General features: G+C 71.4%; 12 protein-coding genes. 4 read left to right on the plus strand and 8 right to left on the minus strand.

All coding sequences use genetic code 11. The features are described 5' to 3' along the window. Positions 1-20 precede the first annotated feature (20 nt). Both ACIA1L_RS29720 and ACIA1L_RS29725 read right to left on the minus strand, forming a co-directional pair. On the minus strand, positions 21-1421 hold the full coding sequence (locus ACIA1L_RS29720; RefSeq protein ID WP_396076318.1) for a non-ribosomal peptide synthetase: 1401 nt from the start codon (positions 1419-1421) through the stop codon (positions 21-23). Continuing rightward, complete coding sequence (locus tag ACIA1L_RS29725; RefSeq protein WP_396076319.1) at positions 1390-3351, minus strand: condensation domain-containing protein; 1962 nt, start codon at positions 3349-3351, stop codon at positions 1390-1392. The genes ACIA1L_RS29720 and ACIA1L_RS29725 overlap by 32 nt, the downstream gene beginning before the upstream one ends. Before the next feature lie 145 nt (positions 3352-3496). Between ACIA1L_RS29725 and ACIA1L_RS29730 the strand changes: the two genes are divergently transcribed. Next, a complete protein-coding gene (locus ACIA1L_RS29730; protein WP_396076320.1) occupies positions 3497-5029 on the plus strand; it encodes a GMC oxidoreductase in 1533 nt (510 codons plus the stop codon). Continuing rightward, positions 5029-5955 carry a TIGR03560 family F420-dependent LLM class oxidoreductase gene (locus tag ACIA1L_RS29735; RefSeq protein ID WP_396076361.1) on the plus strand — a complete coding sequence of 309 codons (927 nt, stop codon included), beginning with the start codon at positions 5029-5031 and terminating at the stop codon, positions 5953-5955. The genes ACIA1L_RS29730 and ACIA1L_RS29735 overlap by 1 nt, the downstream gene beginning before the upstream one ends. On the opposite strand, the gene ACIA1L_RS29740 is transcribed toward ACIA1L_RS29735, so the two are convergent. The 3 genes from ACIA1L_RS29740 to ACIA1L_RS29750 all read right to left on the minus strand — a co-directional run bounded on the left by ACIA1L_RS29740 (position 5935) and on the right by ACIA1L_RS29750 (position 9748). Beyond that, a complete protein-coding gene (locus tag ACIA1L_RS29740; protein WP_396076321.1) occupies positions 5935-6672 on the minus strand; it encodes a LuxR C-terminal-related transcriptional regulator in 738 nt (245 codons plus the stop codon). The genes ACIA1L_RS29735 and ACIA1L_RS29740 overlap by 21 nt on opposite strands. A gap of 257 nt (positions 6673-6929) precedes the next feature. Beyond that, positions 6930-8810 carry a methyl-accepting chemotaxis protein gene (locus tag ACIA1L_RS29745; RefSeq protein WP_396076322.1) on the minus strand — a complete coding sequence of 627 codons (1881 nt, stop codon included), beginning with the start codon at positions 8808-8810 and terminating at the stop codon, positions 6930-6932. Positions 8811-9064: 254 nt separating this feature from the next. Next, positions 9065-9748 carry a DJ-1/PfpI family protein gene (locus ACIA1L_RS29750; protein WP_396076323.1) on the minus strand — a complete coding sequence of 228 codons (684 nt, stop codon included), beginning with the start codon at positions 9746-9748 and terminating at the stop codon, positions 9065-9067. 193 nt (positions 9749-9941) lie between these two features. Between ACIA1L_RS29750 and ACIA1L_RS29755 the strand changes: the two genes are divergently transcribed. Beyond that, on the plus strand, positions 9942-10463 hold the full coding sequence (locus ACIA1L_RS29755) for a hypothetical protein (RefSeq protein ID WP_396076324.1): 522 nt from the start codon (positions 9942-9944) through the stop codon (positions 10461-10463). A 73-nt stretch (positions 10464-10536) separates the two neighbouring features. Here the strand turns inward: ACIA1L_RS29755 and ACIA1L_RS29760 are convergent, their stop codons facing one another. Beyond that, positions 10537-11601: a 3,4-dioxygenase subunit beta gene (locus ACIA1L_RS29760; protein ID WP_396076325.1), complete on the minus strand. Its 1065-nt coding sequence runs from the start codon at positions 11599-11601 to the stop codon at positions 10537-10539. 160 nt (positions 11602-11761) lie between these two features. On the opposite strand from ACIA1L_RS29760, the gene ACIA1L_RS29765 reads away from it, so the two are divergent. Beyond that, positions 11762-12562, plus strand: a complete 801-nt coding sequence (locus ACIA1L_RS29765) for a VanZ family protein (RefSeq protein ID WP_396076326.1) — start codon at positions 11762-11764, stop codon at positions 12560-12562. Between the two features lie 74 nt (positions 12563-12636). Here ACIA1L_RS29765 and ACIA1L_RS29770 read toward each other — a convergent pair whose 3' ends face one another. Together ACIA1L_RS29770 and ACIA1L_RS29775 are read right to left on the minus strand one after the other, a co-directional pair. After that, positions 12637-13647 carry a WxL protein peptidoglycan domain-containing protein gene (locus ACIA1L_RS29770; protein WP_396076327.1) on the minus strand — a complete coding sequence of 337 codons (1011 nt, stop codon included), beginning with the start codon at positions 13645-13647 and terminating at the stop codon, positions 12637-12639. Between the two features lie 81 nt (positions 13648-13728). Continuing rightward, entirely contained in the window at positions 13729-14877 is a 1149-nt protein-coding gene (locus ACIA1L_RS29775) for an HtaA domain-containing protein (RefSeq protein ID WP_396076328.1), read from the minus strand. Positions 14878-14930 lie beyond the last annotated feature (53 nt).

Genomic DNA, 14930 nt, shown 5'->3' on the forward strand with positions numbered 1-14930 from the left:
CTCCAGTCGACGCGGGTGGTTCATCGGGCGGTACGCGCACTGAGCCGGCCACTCAGCGCGCGGATCGTCTGGCAGGCGAACAGGTCCTGCACGGTGACGTCATGGCTGGGCAGTTCTCGGCGCAGGCTCGCGGCGACCCTCAGCAGCCGCAGCGAGTCGCCGCCGACCTCGAAGAAGCGCTCGTCCAGCCCGAACCGCGCCGTACCGAGCACCTCCGCCCACGCGCGTGTGATCGTCGCGGTGAGCTCGTCGCCCGGAGCGGCTGACTGCTCCTGCGCTACCGGCTGTGCGGCCAGATCACGGAGGAGGCCGGCGTCCAGCTTGCCGTTGCGGGTGACCGGCAGCTTCGCGACGACCGTCCAGAGCGATGGCACGGCGTACCCGGGAAGGCGGTCGGCGGCAAACCGGCGTACCTGTTCGACCAGGCCGGGCCGATCGTCGGCGACCAGGGCGGCGAGCAGGCGACGGTCGGCGCCACCGGGCGCGGCCAGCACGGCGACATCGCGCACCTCGGGATGCTCGCGCAGCGTGCGGGCGACCGCGTCCAGCTCGATCCGGAAGCCGCGGATTTTCACCTGCCGGTCGGATCGGCCGAGGAACCGCAGCCGCCCGGCCCGGTCCCAGCGCACGAGGTCCCCGGTCCGGTAGAACAGCTCGCCGTCTCGGGCGATGAACGCGGCCGCGGTCTCTCGGGGCCGTCCCGCATAGCCGAGCGCCAGCCCGGCACCGGAGGTGTACAGCTCGCCGACGCCGCCCGGCGGAACCGGACGGCCGTGCCGGTCCAGCACCACCACGCCGGTCCCGCCGACCGGCCGGCCGATGGGCAGCGGGTCGTCCACCGCGGCCGGGTCGGCCACCGTGTGCGTGGTGGTGAACGTCGTGTTCTCGGTCGGGCCGTACCCGTTGGTGACCCGCAGCCCCGGGCAGCTCGTCAGGACCCGCGCAACCTGTGCTGGTGGCACGACGTCGCCGCCGGTGAGCACCTGTCGCAGCCCGCCGAACGCTTCCGGCTGGTAGTCGGCGACCAGCCGGAACAGGCCAGCGGTCAACCACAGCCCCGTGCTGTCTCGGTCCGCGAGGAAGGCGGCCAGCGCGGCCGGAGTCGGATGGCCCGCCCCGAAAACGTCGATCGTGCCCCCCGCCAGCAGCGGAGCGAAAATCTCCAAAGTGGACGCGTCAAACGCCAGCGGCGCCAGCCGGACAAACCGCTCGGTCGCGCCCGGCACCAGCAGCTCCGGGTCCCGGGCCAGGCGCAGCACGCCGCGCTGCGGGATCAAGGCAGCCTTCGGCTCACCCGTCGACCCGGAGGTGAACCCCAGGTAGGCGACCCGCTCCGGGTCGGGCGGGGCCGCGGGCGGCGCCTGATGTGACCGTACGGGCGCCCACGGGTCACCGATGTGCAGCAGTGTCCGGCCGGGCAAACGAGCCCAGCGCAGCCAGCCGCGAATCCTCGCCGAGCACCACCTGCACCCCGGCCGCGTCGAGCATCGCGGTGACGGCGGGCGCCGGCACATCGGCCTCGATCGCCGTGTAGGCAGCACCGAGCCGCAGTACGCCGAGGATCGCGACCAGCTCCTGGGCCGATCTGCCGACAGCGAGCGCCACACGGTCTCTTGCCCGTACCCCCGCAGCGGCCAGTTCGGCCGACTGGGCAACGGCGGCGGCGCACAGCTCGGCATAACTGAGCGGGCGCCCGGTCTCGCCGTCGCGCACCGCGATCCGATCCGGTCCGGCAGCTGCTACGGCCGCGAACGAGTCCCAGAGGCCGCCATCTGTCGGGACGACCGAACCGGCGCCCAGCCCGGCCAACCGGTCACGCTGGGCAGGCGTCGTCGTGCGGCAGTTCGCCAGCAGGCCGTCGGCTGCCGACAGGTCGACCAAGGCCTGATCCAGTGCTGTGGCAAGCTCCGTCGCCTCGTCCGGCGCCAAGACGTCGGTGGCGTACTCCAGCGCCAACATCGGCCGGCTGGCCCACTGCTGCACATAGAGCACCGCGTCGTAGATCGTGCCTCCGCAGTGTCCTTCATGGACGGTTGCGGTCAGTCCGGGCGCGTGTACCACGTCCGGGACCAACTCGTCGTGGGCCGCGAAGGCGACCTGGACCAGCGGGTGCCGGCTGTCGTCGCCACCGAGCTCGAGGGCAGCGACCAGCTCCTCGAACGGCACGTCCGCCGACGCCAACGCCTCGCGAAGCCCCGCCGCGACGCGACGGACATGCGCGCCCGCAGTGCCGGTGTCGTCGACTCCGCAGCGGACCGGCACCACGGTCAGACAGGGACCCACGACGTCCCAGGTGGCGGCGGTCCGCCCGGCCGACACCACACCGACAGGAAACTCCGGCAGGCCGGTCCGGCGGCCGATCACCAACGACCACGCAGCCAGCAGCATCGCGTTGCGGGTGACCCCGGCGTCGCGCGCCAACGCCGCACACGCGTCACGCGCCGCGTCCGACAGTGCGAACCGCAGCCGCGCCCCCGTCCGAGTCGCCCGCGCGGGCCGTACGACGTCGCTCGGCAGTTCCAGCGTCGTCGGCACCCCGGCGAGTTCTTCGGCCCGGCGGCGCGCCCGGGCAGCAATCTCGGGGCCACGGGCGGCAGCTACCACCGACTCCATCGACGGCGCGGCCTCGGTGACTTCCGCGCCGCCCAGCCCGGCGACCAGTTCCCGCAGCAGCAGTCCGACACTCCACCCGTCGACCAGGACGTGGTGCACGAGCAGCGAGAGCACGGTCCGGGACGGGCCGACCGGGCTGACCACGAACACCACCGGCGGGCGCCGGAACGGGTCGAGCAGCCCACCCGCGGCCGCGCCGAGCAACTCCTGCACCGCGGGAACCGGGTCTGTGCCCGCTGGCAACAAGAGCTCCCGCACGGTCGGCTCCCAGTGCGCGAGCACCCGCCGCCGCAGCCCGGTCTCACCACGGACGAACATCGTCCGCAGTCCCGCATGCCGCCGGGTCAAGCCGGCCAGCACCTTGCGGAGCCGCTCCGGGTCCACGCTCCCCCGCAAGTCCAGGCTGAACAGCAGGTGGAACGGCGCACCGCCGTGCAGCTGCTCACCGACAAGCATCGCCTCCTGGACGGGTGCCGCCAACGCCGTGCCATCAACACCCGCAACGGCGGCGACGGTCGGAGGGAGCGAGCGGGCAGCGGCCAGCACCCCACCCAGCGGTTCCGGCCCGAGCAGCGCAGCAACCGAGACGGTACGCCCGTACCGCCGTTCCACTCGGGCGGCGAGTTCGATCGCCCGCAACGACGTACCGCCCAGCGCGGTGAACGAGAGTTCCGCGTCAATCTCGCAGCCGAGGACGTCCGCCGCCACGGCCAGGTCGATGTGTTCCACGGTGGACATGGTGGAAGCGTTCGCTGCCTGTGGGAAGACCCGGTTGGGGTACCCGAAGGTCCGGCCCGAAGCGGCCTTGGCGAGCGCATCAACGCTGCGCAGACTCGGCTCCTGCGACCAGCATGGCGCCGGTCGCAGGCGGAGGGAGCGGAACATGGAGCTGCTGTCGGACGTGTCGGCGGTGGCCGGGCAGCGATTCGACCACGTGATCGTGGGCGGCGGCTGCATCGGCACGGTCCTGGCCCACACCCTGCTGGACCGCGACCCACGGGCCCGCGTGCTGATCCTCGAACAGGGCCCGGTGCTGCTGGAATCGCACGTGCAGGACCTGACGCCGGACCGACAGACGTTGATGGAAACGGCGGTCGCCACGCCCTGGCGGCCGTCCGGCGACCTTGACCTCGCTGGGCAGGTGCCGTTCCTGGGCGGCCGGGCGTCGTTCTGGAGCGGCTGGACGCCCCAACCGCGGCCGGAGCAGCTACGGGAATGGCCCGCGCAGGTAGTGCATGACCTGGAGCAATACTGGGCACCCGCCCGCGCCCTGCTCGGCGTGCGGTCAGCGGCGCAACTGTTCGGCCCGCTGCACGAGACGGTCCGGGAACAGGTCCTGCGAGTGCTGGACGACTGCCCCGGCCTGATCGCCCCGGCGACGGCCGCGGAGCTGGACGCTTGCCTAGCCAGTGCGCCCGGGGTCGAGGGTGGGGACGCGCGCCGCTTCAGTCCCGTACCCGTGCTGCGGGGTTTGCTGCGCGACCACCCGGACCGGCTCACCGTGGTGACCGAATGCGAGACCGTCGCGATCATCCGGGACGGCCGCGAGGCCGTCGCGCTGCACACCGCCGGCGGTGACCTGCCGCTGCAAGGCGCCCGGCTCCTGCTAGCCAACGGTACGGTCGAAAGCACCCGCCTCGCGCTGACCACCCACCCGTCGACACCGGCCGGGCGCAACCTCAACGGCCACGTCGGCAGCTGGTTCGCCTGCCGAGTGCCGCGGAATGCACTGCCGTCCCTGCCGACGTCCTACCAGCTCGGCGCGCTGTACCTGGACGGCGGTACGACGGAGCGACAGTTCCACATCCAGCTCATCGCCAGCGCCACCACCAACGCGGCCGCCGACCGGGCGGAGATCTACCGAACCGTGCCGGAGCTGTCCGGCGCGGACATCATGAACCAGCTCGCCGACGACGAGCACGTGGTGTTCCTGGTCCGCGGACTGGGCGAAATCTCCACCGACGGCCCGGCGATCTCCCCGGTCGCGGTCCGCCTCGGCGCCGACGGCCTGCCCGAGGTGGACGTCCGGCTCGACCCGCCGGATCTGCGCATGTGGTCCGCCCTGGACACCGCCCTCGACGCCCTCGTCGCCAACCTGTTCGCCGGTACGCCCGTGGAGTACTGGTGCGCCGCCCGGCAGCAGTGGACCACCGAACTGCCCGACGACCGCCGCCAGCCGTTCCTCATGCACGAGGCCGGCACGCTCTGGCTGGGCGAGGACCCGGAAACCTCGGTGACCAACCTGGATGGCCGCCTGCACGACCTCGACAACGTGTACGTCGCCACCGCCGCCGCCTTCCCCACCGAAGGATCCTGGAACCCGACCCTGACCATGGTCGCGATGGCGCTGCGCCTGGCCCGACACCTCACCTCGGAACACGCCAGCCCGGCCACCGCCCTCACCCTGGTGGCGTGATGGAGGTCCGGATCCACGTCGAGCCCACCGAAGCCGGCGCCCGCTACGCCGCGCTGTCCCGGGCCGCGCAGGTAGCCGAGGACTGCGGCTTCGACGGCTTCTTCCGCTCCGACCACTACCTGCGTTTCGGCACCGGTCACGCCGGGCCACCGGGGCCGAGCGACGCGTGGACCACTCTCGCCGGACTCGCCCGCGACACCCGGCGAATCCGACTCGGCACCCTGGTCAGCCCAGTCACCTTCCGCTCCCCCGGCCAGCTCGCCGTCCAGGTCGCCGACGTCGACGACATGTCCGGCGGCCGGGTGGAACTCGGCCTCGGCGCCGGCTGGTACGCCGCCGAACACGCCGCGTACGGCATCGACTTCCCGACCGACCGGTTCACCCGCCTGACCGAACAACTCGCCATCGTCACCGGTCTGTGGCACTCCACCGGCCCCTTCTCGTACGCCGGCAAGCACCACCACCTGACCGATGCCATACCGCCCCGACGGGAACCCGGCAGACCGGCGCCACCCCTGATCATCGGCGGGCTGGGTGCTCGGCGTACGCCCGCACTGGCGGCCCGCTACGCCACCGAGTACAACGCGCTCGGTGCGGCACCTGCGGAAGCGACCGAGCGCTACGCCCTGGTCAGCCGACTCGCCGTCGAGGCGGGGCGGCCGACGGGCGCGGTGACCTGTTCGGCGTTGCAGACGTTGGCGTGTGGCCGTACCGATGCGGAGGTGGCCCGGCGGGTGGCAGCAGCAGCCGCACCGCCGGGCCCGGACGCCTTCACCGGCTCACCAGACGCCGTCGTGGACCGCATCGCCCGGTACGCCGAAGCAGGCGCCACCCGCGTATACCTCAGTCTCGCCGACCTCGACCTGGACCAGCTGGAACTGGTCGCGTCGACGGTGCTGCCCCAGCTAGCGCTCCGAGACGGCTAGCAGTGCGACCTCGGTCCGGTTGGTGCACCCGGACTTCATCAGCAGGTTCGACACATGCCGCTTGACCGCGTTGCCGGAGATGCCGAGGCTCCGGGCGATCTGCTGGTTGCTGCGCCCCCGCGCGACCTGCGCCAGCACCAGCTGCTCCCGCCCGGTCAGCCGGCCCGCAAGAACCGGGACGGGTGGCGGGGGCAGCGAAACGGTGGCCTGCTGCTCGCGTACGAGTGCGCGGCGCAGAGCGGACGGCACGGTAGCGGCGATCGCCCGGCGCAGCGTTTCGTGCGCGAACTCCAGCTCCCCGCCGCGGACCCGCAGCAGGCCCGCATCGATCGCCTCCTGCCAGGCGGGCAGCAGTGCCGCGGTCGGTCGGCCGGCCAGGTCGGCGATCCGGTCCGGATCGAGCGCCGGGCCGAGCACGGCGGCGACGCAGAGCAGGTGGCGGCACTCGGGCTGTCGCTTCGCCAGCTCGACCCGGATCAGCTCGAGGACGCTCTCGGGCAGACCGTCGCGGACCAGCACGGCCAGCCCGGTGTCGATCCGGACGCGGCCCTCCGCCGTCAGCCCGTCGATCAGGGCTCGGGTCCAGGCCGGGTCGCCACCAGCCTCCGCGATGAGCACCCGCACCTGAGCGGCGGGCGGCGCGCCGAAGGCTGCGGCGCAGCTGCGCAGAACGTCGTCATGGTCCAGCAGGTCGGTCTGGTCCAACAGGTCGGTCATCGTGCTCGTGGTCCTCTCCGGGCGCATCGTGCCGGAGATGGTGCGGAGGCCCGCTCAGAGTTCCCTCAGAGTCCGTTCAGAACAGCCCGGGTCCTGGCACGAAAACGGGAGATGCTCGCCCCTGTCGTCCTTATAGGATCATTCCTAGGTTCACCGGGGGGGTGGCATGGGCGTGGGGGCATCGGCTCCCACGCCCATGCCTCGTTGCCCAGCGATCCGCCGCGACCTGCGCCGATGACTCCGCGAGCTGCATTGCCCTAGTAGCGGAAGCGGGAGACCAGGCTGGTCAGTTCGCTGGACATGCGGGCCAGTTCGGTCGTGGCCTGCCGGGTCTCCTCGATGCCCTCGCTGGTGGTCCGGGCGGCGGTGGCGACGCCGTGGATCGTCCGGGAGATGTCTTCGGTGCCGGAGGCGGCCTCGCCGACGCTGCGGTTCATCTCGGCCGTCGTGGCGGTCTGCTCCTCCACCGCCGACGCGATCGTGGTCTGGAAGTCGCTGATCCGGGTGATGACCTCGGTGATTGTCTCGATCGCCGCGGCCGCCCCACCGGCGTCGGCCTGGATTGCCTGAACTCGCCGGGAGATTTCCTCGGTGGCTCGGGCGGTTTCCTGCGCCAGGTCCTTCACCTCGGCGGCGACCACTGCGAAGCCTTTGCCCGCCTCGCCGGCCCGAGCGGCCTCGATGGTCGCGTTCAGGGCGAGCAGGTTGGTCTGGCCGGCGATCGAGGTGATCACCTTGACCACGTCACCGATCTCCGCCGACGAGACACCCAACTGGTTCATCGTGGCCGAGGTGAGCGTCGCGGCGTCGACGGCCTCCTGGGCGACCTGGGCGGCCTGGGCGGCGTTGACCGCGATCTCCTGAATCGAGGCGGTCATCTCGCCGCCGCCACCGGACACGGTCATGACGCTGAAGGACACCTGCTCGGCGGCCGACGACACCGTCTGGGCCTGGCGTGAGGTCTCCTCAGCCGACTCGGCGATCTGCGAGGCGGTGGCGGACATCTGCTCGGACGCCCCGGCCAGCGACGTCGCGGAACCGTCGATGGTGGACACGGTTTCCCGCAGGCGGGCGATCGCCACGTCCAGGGCGCGACCCATCCGGCCCGGCTCGTCGCGGGCGGTCAGGCCGCTGGTGCTGGTGAGGTCGCCTTCGGCGAGAGCGTTGCAGACCTCTTCGACGCGCGCCAGCTTCTTCACGATGCTGCGGGAGACGAAGATGCCGGCCAGGGCCGCCGCGACCACGCCGCCAACCATCAAGATCAGTGCCAGCGTACGGCTGGTTTCGTACTGTTCCTGCGCCGACTTCGCCGCCTGGGCCGCGTCTTCGGTCTCCTCGGCGACCATCTTGTCGACCGCAGCGGTGATCTTGTCCATCACCGGCAGCACCTTGGTGTCCCGGGCCTGGGTCCACTCGTCGACGTCCCGGGTGACGCCGAAGGTCAGCAGCTCGGACTGGACGAGCCGGGTGTAGCTCTCCCACTGCGACTGCAGCTCAGAAACGGCCGCCTCGTCCCCGGTCTGGGTCTCCTTGTAGGTCATCAGCGCCTCGTTGACGACCCGCACGTCGGCGAGGAACGAGTCACCGAACGCCATCTTCACCTTGGGGTTGGTGGCGAGCGCTTGGTTGGAGACGTCGAGCTGGGCCCGCAGCACCGCGGCCCGCACTTTGCCGATGGCGTCCACCGACACGACGTTGCGGCTGTGGATACGCTGCGCCGATTCGCTCGCCCCGGACAGCGCCTGCATGCCGGCTAGGCCGACGGTCAGCGCCGCGAGCGCGGCCACACTCACCGACGAAAGGATCTTCACCCCGGTGGGCAGGTCACCGAAGCGCAGCGAGGGCACGGACAGCCGACCCCCGGCCTTCTTCGGCTTTCCCTTTTTCGAGGCGGTCGAGCCCTTTGTCGAGGCGGTCGAGGAGGATGCCGCTGCCCGACGCCGCCCGGGCGCCCGCCGGCGAGACCGCCGACCAGGCTTGGCGGCCTTACCCACTGCAGCCGGTTCGCCGGCCGGGCCGGAGGCAGCAACCTCACCGGATGCGGGCAGCTCGCCAGACGCATCTGCCACCGACGGCTCGCCAGGCTCAGCGGACGCGCCGGTCTCCCACGGCTCAACGGGCTCGGCGGCGCTCGTCACGGCGGGCTCCTGTCGGTCGTCCGGCGGGCCGGAAACGCCCCCAGTACCCGACTGATCGTCAAAACAGTGCCCTACTTAACAGCTCCTCCGCAGGAAGACCGCTATTCCCACACCCGATCGCGCTCGCAATCACTCGCGCGCACCGTTGGTCCCGCCTAGCAAACCGTTCGGCCTGATCGTGCTGGATTCTGCATCAACCGGCGAGTGCTGGTCCGGTGGGACCCGGGGCGCGCCGGGTCCCACCATGCCGACAGTCAGGCGTGCCACACCGTGCCGCGGCGCTCGTACTCCATGATTTCCTCGACGCGCAGGGCGAGTTCCGCGCCGCAGTAGCGCTCGACCAGCCAGAGGGCCAGGTCGATGCCGGACGTAATGCCACCGGCAGTCACCAGGTCGCCGTCGTCGACCACGCGGGCCTTCTTGATGACGCCGCCCTTGTCGCGCACCTCTTGCAGGAACTCGTGGTGGGTCACGCACGGACGGCCCGCCGTGATCCCCGCTTCGGCCAACAGCCGTACGCCGGTGCACACGCCGGCGATGACCAGGCCGGGTCGGCGTGCCGCCGTGAGCTGCTGCGGGAGTGCGCGGCGGGGTTCGTCGAGGCGGCCGCCGGGGACCAGGATGACGTCGGCTTCCTCCGGCGCCCAGCGTTCCTCGGCGGCGAAGCGGGTGCCGTGGCTGCCGGTGACGAGTCCGGTCCCGCCGGGGCGCAGCAGCGTGGCCTGCACATCACCCTTGAGCTTGCGGGCGATGCCGAAGACGTCCACCGGGCCGATGAAGTCGAGTTCGTCGACGCCGTCGAAGACGATCAGTTGCACCCGCAGCCGGCCGGGCGGGGTGGGGGTTGCCGCGTGGGCGACGCCGGGGGTCGCGGTCATGCCAGCGCCTACGCCCGCGCCGGCCGCAAGAGTCGCCCCGAGCAGTTTCCGTCGGTCCATGCCTGTTCCTCCTTGAAAGGCGGTTCCTGCACGTCCAGTCGGACAAAGATCAACTCGAGTTCCCGGCGGTTCCTGTCAGAGCGCTAAGCGTTGCTGTGGGTTGGCTATGGAAGGAGAAGGTCGGACCCGGCGGTTCCGAATGGTCACCACGTACGGGGCGGCAGTCGCCCCGCCGGGACGGGAGACGAAGAAAATGACCTCGATCAACGCGCTCAGCTCGACCAGCAGCACCGCTTACACCCAGGCGCCGCGGCCGATGCCGCGCAACGGAGAAAACCCGATGGTCAAGGTCGCGGAGACGTTGGGGCTCAGCGGCGAGGAGCTCAAGTCGCAGCTCGACAGCGGCAAGAGCCTCAACGACGTCGCTTCCGCGCAGGGCGTCTCGCACGACGACCTGATCGCCTCCATCAAGGCCGGCATGCCGACCGACGCCACCGGATCGGTGGACGCCGACACGATGGCGGAGAAGATCGCCAGCAGCACCGGCGCCCCGCCGCCGCCCCCGCCCGGCGGCCCCCGCGGCGAAAACGCCGGCATCCGGGATTCCAGCAAGCTCCAGCAGCTCAGCAAGCTGCTGGAGATGGACTCGGCGACGGTCACCGACGAGGCGACCAGCGCTTCCAGCCTGGTCAACCTGCTCCAGAGCAAGGGCGTCGACCTGGGCGCACTGCGCAACGTCTTGAACAACGGCGACCTGCTGGACGTCGCCGCCTGACCCATCGCGCCGGCTCGGGCCGGTCGCGGCATCCCCGCCGGCTAGATGGCACTCCTCCGGGCGGCGGATTGGATCAGGAAGGCGCGCCTCCGGGCGGCGGCCCGCTCGGGCGGCCGCCGCCGGGCGGCGGACCGCCAGGTCCACCGGAACCACCCGGTCCGCCGGGACCACCAGGCATGCCAGGGCCCCCGGAACCACCCGGTCCGCCAGGACCGCCAGGCATGCCCGGACCGCCGGAGCCCCGCGGCGCCCCGGACGGTGCGCCGTCGCCGGTGAGCTGGCCGCCGGTCGGCGCGGTCCGCGTGTCGACGTTCACGACCAGCGACACCGCGAAGCCGCTGCTCACATCGCCGGTCACCGTGCCGAGTTGGCTGGCACCGTCGTCGTCACCGAAAACGTTGTCGTCGGCCAGGGACACCTGGGCCAGTGTCGCGACCGAGGATTCGTAGCCTGTGCCGGCGTACACCTGGTCGCAGACGGCCTTGGGCAGCGCGACCTGTGACGTCGCGATGGCCTTGCCCGAGTCGGTGATGCTGTCCAGGTCGGGATAGACCTCGAAGTGCACGTGCGGCCAGCGGCCGGTGTAACAGGCCGGGAAGATGCTGGTGAAGTTCACCTTCCCGGACTCGTCGGTCACCTGCACCCCGCGCAGGAAGTTCTCGGTGGTGACGCCCTCGGAGTACAGCGAGTACCGGCCCGCCCGGTCGCAGTGCCACACATAGACAGCGGTGCCCACGAAGGGCTTTCCGCCGTCAGCCAGGTCGTTGACGGTCAGCTGCAGTGTCATACCCACGCCCTGCGCCCTGCCCTTGGCGGTGCCGAAGCTCGACCGGATGTCGCTGCGCACGATGTCGTTCTGGTTCAGGACGTTCGGGCCGTTCGACCCGTCCCCGGGGTACGGTCCGGCGGTTTCCTCCGGAATCTCCCCGCCGGCCGTGGCGGACGCGGAGGCCGCAGACTTCGGCGTGGATGCGTCGTCGCCGCAGGCAGCGAGCCCGAGGGTGGCAGCGCCCAGGCCGAACGCCCGCAGCACCTGCCGGCGTCCCATGGTGACCAGGTCAAAGCCCAAACCCTGGTCGACAAGGTCGGCTCCGGGACGGTCCAGCGGACGGCCCTCGTAGGTGTTGTCGGCGGCCATGAGCTCACCTTCGCAGAGCGGCAGCACCCGCCGGGCCGGAAACCACCATCGGATGACATCTGGCCGCACAGCCGCAGCTCAGCTCGCTTTTATCGGCGCCATACGCTTCGCCTGGCACTGTTGATGGCACGGACGAGTAGCGACGAGCGGAGAGCGGACGATGCGGTATCAGCTCGACATGGCGCTCCACCGGCCCGGCGCGGTGGAACTCCTGCTGTTTTGCGCCCTCACCAGCGTGGCTTTGTTCTGGCCGTTGGCTCGGCTGATGCGGTGGCGACCGGCTTGGACGCTGCCCGCGCTGCTGTCCTTGGCGCCGATCCTGGTGTTCACCGCCCCGTTCGGGGCGCTCGGTTGGCAGGAGGGTGCCCTTCCGCGGTTGGCTCAGTATGTCGGCTCGTTCCTCGCCAAAGCCACGTTCCAGGCTGCCCTGGACGCCCCCGCCTTGCACGAGGAACGGTTCGCGAACCTGCTGCTGTTCATCCCGCTGGGCTTCTTCGGCGCGCTGGCAACCCGCCGTCCCTTCTGGACTCTGCTCGGCGGCGCCGCACTGTCCTTCGGCGTCGAGGGCTGGCAGGCAGTCAGCGGCGTCCGCGACGCCACGGCCGCGGACTGGCTGTACAACAGCGGCGGCACCCTGTTCGGCGCAGCCGCCGGCCTGGTTCTCCTGGCCGCCCACCGCTTCGTTCCGCCGGCACCCGAAACGACACCGTCGACCGAAACGCTGCCGTTGCGACAGCCGCTGCCACCGACCGCGGCGATGCCGCCGGCACCGCACCAGACGATCCCGCCGGTGCAGCCTGCGCCGGGCTCCCACCAGTCACCCTGGCAGCCCGCCCCCGCGTACCGGCATCCATCCGGCGACACGCTGCTGGAACCGACGCTCGCCTTCTCGATGACCCGCCTCGAGGATCAGACGACCGCGAACCTGCATCTGCCGCACCACACCACGGCCCACAGATAGCCGCCATACGAGGACGTCCGCGACGCCCTCAGCTCCCGGGCCGGCCGACGCGGCAACTCGGGAACACGCTCGGGCTAAGTGGAAGGCACCGCGTCTCCCGGGCCGAACGCGCTGCTTCCAAGTTTGGTCACCGCCGTGCGGCGCTTACGGCGGGAGCGGCGAACAACCCGGATGCCCACGTACGCCAGCAGCACCGCAAGCAGCCCCACGAGTGCCCACGGCCACGCCCACACGCTGGTGGTCCTGGACACCTTGTCGATGGTGGCGCCGGCGGCAACGGGTTGGACGTCCACGTGCGCGGCGAGCTGCACGGTGGGCTGGACGCCGAGGATCTTCTCGGTGACGGTGATCGAGCTGCCGGGGAGGAGTTCGGGAATGGCGGCGGCGCCGGTGTTCGCGAGCTCCCAACCGAACGGGCCAGTCACGCGGATTGCGCCGGTGCCGCCCGCCCGCAGATTGCCGGTGTTGCGGACCAGATAGCGGACGGTCATCGCGCCGCCGTCGATCGGGTTGGCGGACTGGGCGTACTCCAGCCGTACGGTGTCGATGGTCAGTTGGGGGGCGGCGGCACCGGCGACTGTGAGGTATACGCGGGCCGCGACCCGGCGGTCGACCAGGATCTTCTGGCCGTTGGCGTCGGTCTGTTCCTGGGCCAGCGAGGCGATGATGCCGCCCGCGTGGTCGCCCGGGGTGGCGTTGGCCGGGACGGTGATGGCGAAGGGCACGTCCAGCCGCGTGTTCGCCGGCACCGTGTACCGCTGCGCGCCCAGCGTGATCCATGAGCCGATGTCCGTGGGTTTGCGGGCGGCGGGCAGCAGTGCGAAGGAGCCGTCTTCGGTGGTGTGCGCGTCAGTCCCGTACACGGAGAAGGTCAGGGGTTTTTTGATCAGGTTGGTGATGCCGACGTAGTCGGTGAGGCGTTCGCCGGGTGCCGCCCGGCTGATGATGTAGTCCCGGCCGTTCGGACCTTTGGCGGTCGACGGCTGGATCGACCAGCGCAGGTCGTCGGCGGGTGCTGCCTGAGCCGGCGCGGGCGTGAGGGCGGCGAGGATGAGCAACCCGGCCAGCGTGCCTCGGACGAGCATGGTGCTCCTTAGACTTCAGGTGGGCCGGCCGGGGATGGTTTCTCCTATCCCCGGCCGGTTCTTTCCGCAACGACTGGTGACTCAGGCGAGCGTCAGCGTGAGGACCGCGCTGTACTCTCCGGCCGCGCTGGACTCGGGGATGCCGAGGTCGAGCGCCGCGCCGCAGGTGGAGCTGCCGAGGCTGCTGCCCGGCTGGGCCTTGCACAGGGTGCGGCTGGCGCCGAGGCCAGCGCCGGGTGCGACCGGGCTGCCGGGGACCACCGCGTTCTTGACGCCGTTGGCTGCCTTGAGGGCGCTGGCCTTGACGGCCGCGTTCGGCGTCCAGCCGAGGTTGGTCGCCGGGATGTTCGCCCCGCCGGTCCCGGTGAAGTCGGTGACCTCGCCGACCAGGTCCCAGCCGGCGTTGGTGCCGCGCAGGTCGCTGACCGTGACGGCGTTGAGGTTGCCGGTCGCGTTCTGTCCGGGGGTGGCGGCGGACAATGCCACGTCCCCGCCCGTCGACGTGAGGGTCAGCGCACCGCCGGAGACGGCCGCCTTGATCTTCTGAGCCGACGATCCGGTGCCCGGGTCGGTGGGCTCGGTCGGCTCGGTCGGCTCGGTGGGCTCCGTCGGGCTGGTCGACGCGGACGCCGACGCGGTCACCGGGTCGAGAGCCGTGCCGGCGGTGAAGAAGCCCGCGAACGCGCTGGCCCCGGTTGCGGTGAGGGTCGCAGCCAGCCCGGTGAACGTGACGTTCCCGTTCTCCACGGTCGGCGCCGCGGTCGCCAGGGTGGCGATCTCGGCCCCGTCGAGGTGCTGCTGGGTGCTGCCGCCGTTCGCCACCAGGTCCACATCGGCCAGGATCGAGCCGGTGCCGTCGCCGTCGACCACGATCTTCGGGTCGGCCAGGGTGATCTCGAACATGTGGGCCGGGTACGAGAACTTGACCGTGCCGCCGTACTGCACGGAGGCGGTTCCCGCGGCGGCGTCGTACGTGCCACTGCGGGCCGGGAAGTCGAACGTCCCGTCGGTGTTGCGGGTGGCGCCGTCGCTGAGGGCGATCGACGGGGTCCCGTTCCCGGTGGAGACGTACGCCCGGAACGAGGCCTTGAAGCCCCAGTCGAGGCTGCCACCGGCGACGTCGGCCGGGGCGGCCAGGGCCGGGGAGGTGGCGGTGAGCGCGGCGGCGGCGCCGAGGGCGATCGCACCGGCCCAGAGCGCTACCCGATGCGGGCCGTGGGGTGTGCCCATGTCGGTCCTTCCAAGATGGATTGAGGGGGTCTTCTCAGGTCCGCACGCGAACC

Origin of the sequence: Actinoplanes sp. NPDC051859 (assembly GCF_044452725.1) — a bacterium.
GTDB lineage: Bacteria > Actinomycetota > Actinomycetes > Mycobacteriales > Micromonosporaceae > Actinoplanes.

Bases quoted from the DNA above. Each gene is read 5' to 3' on its own strand.
- ACIA1L_RS29740 (WP_396076321.1), bottom strand. From the start codon at position 6,672: ATGACCGACCTGTTGGACCAGACCGACCTGCTGGACCATGACGACGTT.
- ACIA1L_RS29775 (WP_396076328.1), bottom strand. From the start codon at position 14,877: ATGGGCACACCCCACGGCCCGCATCGGGTAGCGCTCTGGGCCGGTGCG.
- ACIA1L_RS29725 (WP_396076319.1), bottom strand. From the start codon at position 3,351: ATGTCCACCGTGGAACACATCGACCTGGCCGTGGCGGCGGACGTCCTC.
- ACIA1L_RS29760 (WP_396076325.1), bottom strand. From the start codon at position 11,601: ATGGCCGCCGACAACACCTACGAGGGCCGTCCGCTGGACCGTCCCGGA.
- ACIA1L_RS29755 (WP_396076324.1), top strand. From the start codon at position 9,942: ATGACCTCGATCAACGCGCTCAGCTCGACCAGCAGCACCGCTTACACC.
- ACIA1L_RS29750 (WP_396076323.1), bottom strand. From the start codon at position 9,748: ATGGACCGACGGAAACTGCTCGGGGCGACTCTTGCGGCCGGCGCGGGC.
- ACIA1L_RS29735 (WP_396076361.1), top strand. From the start codon at position 5,029: ATGGAGGTCCGGATCCACGTCGAGCCCACCGAAGCCGGCGCCCGCTAC.
- ACIA1L_RS29765 (WP_396076326.1), top strand. From the start codon at position 11,762: ATGCGGTATCAGCTCGACATGGCGCTCCACCGGCCCGGCGCGGTGGAA.
- ACIA1L_RS29730 (WP_396076320.1), top strand. From the start codon at position 3,497: ATGGAGCTGCTGTCGGACGTGTCGGCGGTGGCCGGGCAGCGATTCGAC.
- ACIA1L_RS29770 (WP_396076327.1), bottom strand. From the start codon at position 13,647: ATGCTCGTCCGAGGCACGCTGGCCGGGTTGCTCATCCTCGCCGCCCTC.